Annotated in this window: 4 protein-coding genes; 3 read left to right on the top strand and 1 reads right to left on the bottom strand. The window is 36.1% G+C overall.

What is annotated here, in order from left to right; translation table 11 throughout:
* Together ACQR30_RS09715 and ACQR30_RS09710 are read left to right on the top strand one after the other, a co-directional pair.
* The coding region (locus ACQR30_RS09715; protein WP_429734482.1) for a YfhO family protein at window positions 1-2,299 on the top strand (2,299 nt) is incomplete at its 5' end.
* Between the two features lie 6 nt (window positions 2,300-2,305).
* Window positions 2,306-3,412, top strand: coding sequence for a glycosyltransferase family 4 protein (locus ACQR30_RS09710; RefSeq protein WP_429734480.1), 1,107 nt, complete (start codon window positions 2,306-2,308; stop codon window positions 3,410-3,412).
* Here the strand turns inward: ACQR30_RS09710 and ACQR30_RS09705 are convergent.
* Entirely contained in the window at window positions 3,407-4,408 is a 1,002-nt protein-coding gene (locus ACQR30_RS09705) for a glycosyltransferase family 2 protein (RefSeq protein ID WP_429734478.1), read from the bottom strand. The genes ACQR30_RS09710 and ACQR30_RS09705 overlap by 6 nt on opposite strands.
* A 160-nt stretch (window positions 4,409-4,568) precedes the next feature.
* Here ACQR30_RS09705 and ACQR30_RS09700 point away from each other — a divergent pair, with 160 nt between their 5' ends.
* A complete protein-coding gene (locus tag ACQR30_RS09700) occupies window positions 4,569-5,288 on the top strand; it encodes a methyltransferase domain-containing protein (RefSeq protein WP_429734476.1) in 720 nt (239 codons plus the stop codon).
* Window positions 5,289-5,318 lie beyond the last annotated feature (30 nt).

The following is a 5,318-nucleotide window of genomic DNA, read 5'->3' as shown; positions in this document are numbered from 1 at the left end:
GAATACTCATTTATTTAGTGGCATGCCCAATTATCAGGTGGCTATGGATGGTCATTCGTTCCTGCCAAACTTCGGCGATATTCTTACACTTTGGCTTCCAAAACCTATCTCCTTCTTCTTTTTGGCGTGCATTTGCTTTTATATTCTTACCCAGTCATTCCGTATAAAACCTATAATTGGAGTTCTTGCAAGTCTTGCATTTGCCTATGCCACCTATACGCCAATAATCATTGTAGCTGGTCACGAGACGAAAATGTTGGCAATGGCGTATATGCCTGCAATGTTAGCCGGCTTAATTCTTTTATACGAAAAACGATATGCACTCGGATCAATTGTAAGTACATTATTTGCCACTTTAGAAATAAGTGCAGGGCATCCCCAGATAACTTATTACTTCCTGATTTGTGTTGCCATAATGACAATTTTCTACGTCATTAATTGGATCAAAACCCGACAAATAAAACATTGTGTTGCCGCACTTTCCCTAGCATTATTGGCAGGTCTCATTGGCTTAGGCAGTTCTGCCCTAGGTATCTTTCCAACCTATCAATATGCAAAGTATACAATTCGCGGTGGTAGTGCATTAGATGTTACTAGTCAGGGTATCAAGAAAGTAACTAAAACTTCTGGTTTAGATGAAAGTTATGCGTTTCAATATAGTATGGGTAAAGCTGAAGTATTGGAACTTGCTATGCCTAATGCATTTGGGGGAAGTACCGGTAATATGTTCGACGAAAGCTCGGATGTTTACAATAATGCCATGCAATTAGGGCAACAACTTAATGGGAAAATGGCGCCTCAACAGTTAAATATGGTGATGCGTTCTGTATTGTCAAAATATTGGGGCGGGGTCGTTCCATTTACGTCAGGACCTGTATATGCCGGCACACTCATCGTATTGTTAGCGATCATTGGATGGGTTGCAATAGAATCAAAGCATAAATGGTGGTTATTAGTTGTTACATTGTTTGGTGTACTAATGGCTTGGGGCAGTTATTTTGAAAGTTTCAATTTGTTTTTATTCCATTACCTCCCTATGTATAACAAATTTAGGGCCCCTTCCATGGCGATGGTAATACCACAATTAATTCTTCCTTTGATGGCAGCTGTAGGCTTGCAAAAGCTATTCTATAAGGATGCCGCGCAAGAATTTTTACAGAAGAATTTCAAAAAAATATTATACGCATTAGGCGGATTTATAGCACTGCTGCTGCTTGTATATGTTGGCAATGATTACTCACTAAGCGATGCCTCCCTTAAAGAATTTCTAATGCAACCTCAAATCAATGGCAGCAGTATTATCCATTCCATTGAAGATGCACGTAAGAGCATGTTTTTAGCCGGTATTGGTCGAGTCGTTTTATTTTCAGTGATTATAATCATCGGGTTGTATTTATTTGCAAAAAAGGCCCTCAGTGCAGCCGTCATTTTAGCGGCATTTTTAGTTATCAATACATTTGATTTATTGAAAGTAGATAATACCTATTTGAACACGTCTAATTACATGCAACCCGACGAATTGCAGGCAAGCAGCTTCACACCAACTTCTGCAGATCTGGCAATAATGCAGGATAAATCACCACATTACCGCGTATTAAATCTTACATCAGGAGATCCATTTACAGACGCCATTACGTCCTATTTTCATCGGTCAATTGGAGGTTATCACCCGGCAAAACTGAGTGTTTACCAGGATTTAGTTGCAAGTCAATTAAGCGGAAAGATAAACCCTTCTGTCTTAAACATGCTGGATACACGTTATATTATCTCGCCAGATAAACAAGGGCAGCCAATTGTACAAACAAATCCTGACGCACTAGGGGCAGCTTGGTTTGTAAAAGGTATACAATATGTGCCTTCAGATTTGCAAGAGATAGAATCTATAGGACATTTTAATGCGAAAGATACGGCTATTGTACAAAGTAAGTTTATGTCTGACATTGGCTCTTCCATAAGTTTCGACAGCACTGCAACTATTAAATTGTTGCAATATGATAATGATACAATCAGCTATGCGACAAGTGCTAAAAGTCCACAATTTGCCGTTTTAAGTGAAATTTATTATCCTGCAGGCTGGAACGCCTATATTGACGGGAAGAAAACGAATTATGTAAAATCTGATTTCGCCTTGCGGGGAATTGCAGTGCCAGCAGGAAAGCATGAGATTATGTTCAGGTTTGAACCGAACGTTCTTAAAATTTCACAAACCATTGTTTATATTGCTAATATTCTGTTCTGGTTGTCCATTGCCTTTTCTATTTTTATTATTTGGAAAAAAGAAAAAAAAGTGGAAAACTAAACCCGGATGAAGAATATATTAGCTATAGCACCTTACAAGTTTTTACCTGCGCAGTCCGGTGGACAAAAAGGAATTTTCCTTTTTTACAAATATCTCGTAAATGACGCGAACATATATTGCGTTTCTACCCAAAATAACGATTTGTCGAATACGGGTGGAATCAATGTTTCAGCGATATTTTCAAATTCATCGATGCGCTATATCAACTTATTCTATTTCTTTAAATTAAAAAAAATAATTTCAAAAAATAATATTGATACGATCATTATAGAGCATCCATATATGGGGATGTTGGGTATCTTACTTCAATTTTTTTGTAAGAAAAATTTGATTATCCATTCGCATAATATAGAAACCTTACGCTTCAAAAACTTAAAAAAATGGTGGTGGCGACTATTATTTTCTTACGAGAAAACAGTGCATCGGATGGCAGATTTTTCTTTTTTTATTACGGAAGAGGACAGGCAATATGCATTGCGTCATTTTCACTTAACTGTAAATAAGACTACTGTAATTACTTATGGAACCGAAATAGAAAAAGCATTGCCGTTAGAAGAAAAAAAGAAAACCGTAACAATACTTAAAAAGCAAGTTCATATCGCAGAACAACGGACTCTTCTTTTATTCAACGGTGTATTTGGTTACGGGCCGAACGACAAAGCATTGTATTTATTGCTACAACAAATAATGCCGGCATTATTAGCCATAGACAAAAACTTTGCATTATTAATTTGTGGAAAGAATATTCCGGAAGAAGTAAAAAGATATGCGTCGGAAAATATTATTATTAAAGGATTTGTAGACGATATTGATGCTGTATTTAAGGGCGCTGAAATATTCTTAAACCCAATCTGGACGGGCGGTGGTATTAAAACAAAACTCGTGGAAGCCTTATCCTTCGGGACTTCAGCTGTCTCATTTAAGAGTGGTGCAATTGGTATTCCCACTGATGTCGCAGGCGACAAATTAAAAATAGTCGAAGACGAAGATGTAACACAATTTGCGCAGGCTATTATAGAACAAAGAAGAACAATTGCAGATCCAACTGTTGAACGTTTTTATCATCACTTTTATTGGAAAAACATTGCAAAAAAAACGGCTGATTTTTTATAATATCTTATAAAAATGCGGTTTATTGGTTAATATTGTTGGCGTTATCTTCCATAAATAAAAGATATTCACGCTAAATTTTGAGGCTTTTGGAAAATGTCCAAAGGGATTCTTCAAAACAAAAAGATGGTGTAAGAAGCCCGCAACAAAAAATACCGGAATCGTAAAGCTATACACGAATAAATCAAACAAAAACCAGAACATCCCAAACTGTTTTCTTATTCGTACAAAATTGGAAACCATTATCTGTAATCCTTTTCGATCATACAAATTGTAATATCCTTTGCCTTCAGAATTAAAAGCGTCATTTGCAGTTTCACCTTGTAAATGCAAAACATGGCAATCTCCGTAAATACACAACCTACCCTGTTTTCGAAGCCTTCCGCACCATTCGGCTTCTTCGGCATATAAGAAAAAATCTTCATCCAACATGCCTGCATTTTCGATTATATTTCTCTTTACCATTAAAAACGCGCCATTAATCCAGTCCACTTCTTCTAAAGCGGAGGCCTGTGGAATATTAGGCTTCTCTACTTTCAACTTCTCAGCTATCCATTTTAAGAAATTTCCAACATAAGGCAACGGAAGTAAATAATTTAGCCCGCCTCTCATAGCAAAGTTTCCGGATATCTGTGGCGATTTGTCTTCATTCAGCAATTGTACACCGCAAGCGACGTATGCAGACCTGGAAAACTTCAGGTATACTCGTTCAATAGCGTCATCTAAATTTATTGTGTCCGGATTCAGTAATAAAACAGTTTCACCTTTTGCTATTTTAATACCTTCATTATTTGCCCGTGCAAAACCAGCATTATAACCCATATTTAGCCAAATGACTTCCGGGAAATTTTGCGTGATTAATCTATATCCATCTACATCATCGCTATTATCTACCACAATAATCTCATAATTAATTGTTGCTGTTTCATTCTTAATAGATTGAATACAATTAGAAATTAATTGCGCACTTTTAAAATTAATAATGATGATAGAAAGCATTCGTTTTCTTTAATCCTTGTAATTAAACAAATATAAGAGCTTTTAAGGATTGCTAGCCTAGGATTCCCGACAAACTTCTCCCAGCAAGTTTTTTACTTAATTTTAAGCACCTTTATAATAAAACACTATTTTTACCCGAGTTTAAAGAAAATAGCTTTCAATGAATTATTCTCAAATTCCTAAAGAATTTAATCCAGGCTTGTTTGCGCCTAATTACCTTACCAGACAGGGCTTATTAAAAGCCATTTCAAAGAATGTACCATCATTAAAAGGGATAATGATGGATTTTGGTTGTGGTGCAAAGCCATACCAATCCTTATTTTCTGTAGAGCGATATATTGGAGTAGACTATGAAGGTGACGGTCATTCTCATGAAAACGAGAATGTAGATGTATTTTATAATGGAAAAATAATTCCATTCGAAAATGAATATTTCGACTCCATATTTTCTACAGAGGTTTTTGAACATATTTTTAATTTAAAGGAAATCTTAAAGGAGATAAATAGAGTATTAAAACCGGGAGGCCATCTGCTCATCACCTGCCCTTTTTCAATATGCGAACACGAAGTCCCCAATGATTTCGCGCGTTATACCTCTTTCGCGATTAAACATATTCTTGAAGAGAATGGATTTGAAGTAATAATGCAAGATAAAATAGGTTGTTCCGTAACTACCATTTTTCAACTATGGGAGATGTATATTCATCAAAATATCGCCCCGCGTCTTCAAAAGATTCCCATTGTTAGAAGCGCTTTTCGCATTATTACTTATTCTATACTAAATAGTTGCGCATTGCTTCTTAAAAGCATTTTGCCCAAGGGAAAAGAATTATACCTCAATAATATCGTGTTAGTCCAAAAGCCCCATACTCAAAAATGAAAGTAGCCGTAATATCCATGATACGCGATA

Source organism: Arachidicoccus sp. (assembly GCF_050436765.1).
Taxonomy (GTDB): domain Bacteria; phylum Bacteroidota; class Bacteroidia; order Chitinophagales; family Chitinophagaceae; genus Arachidicoccus.
This window is presented reverse-complemented; position numbering and strand designations above follow the sequence as displayed.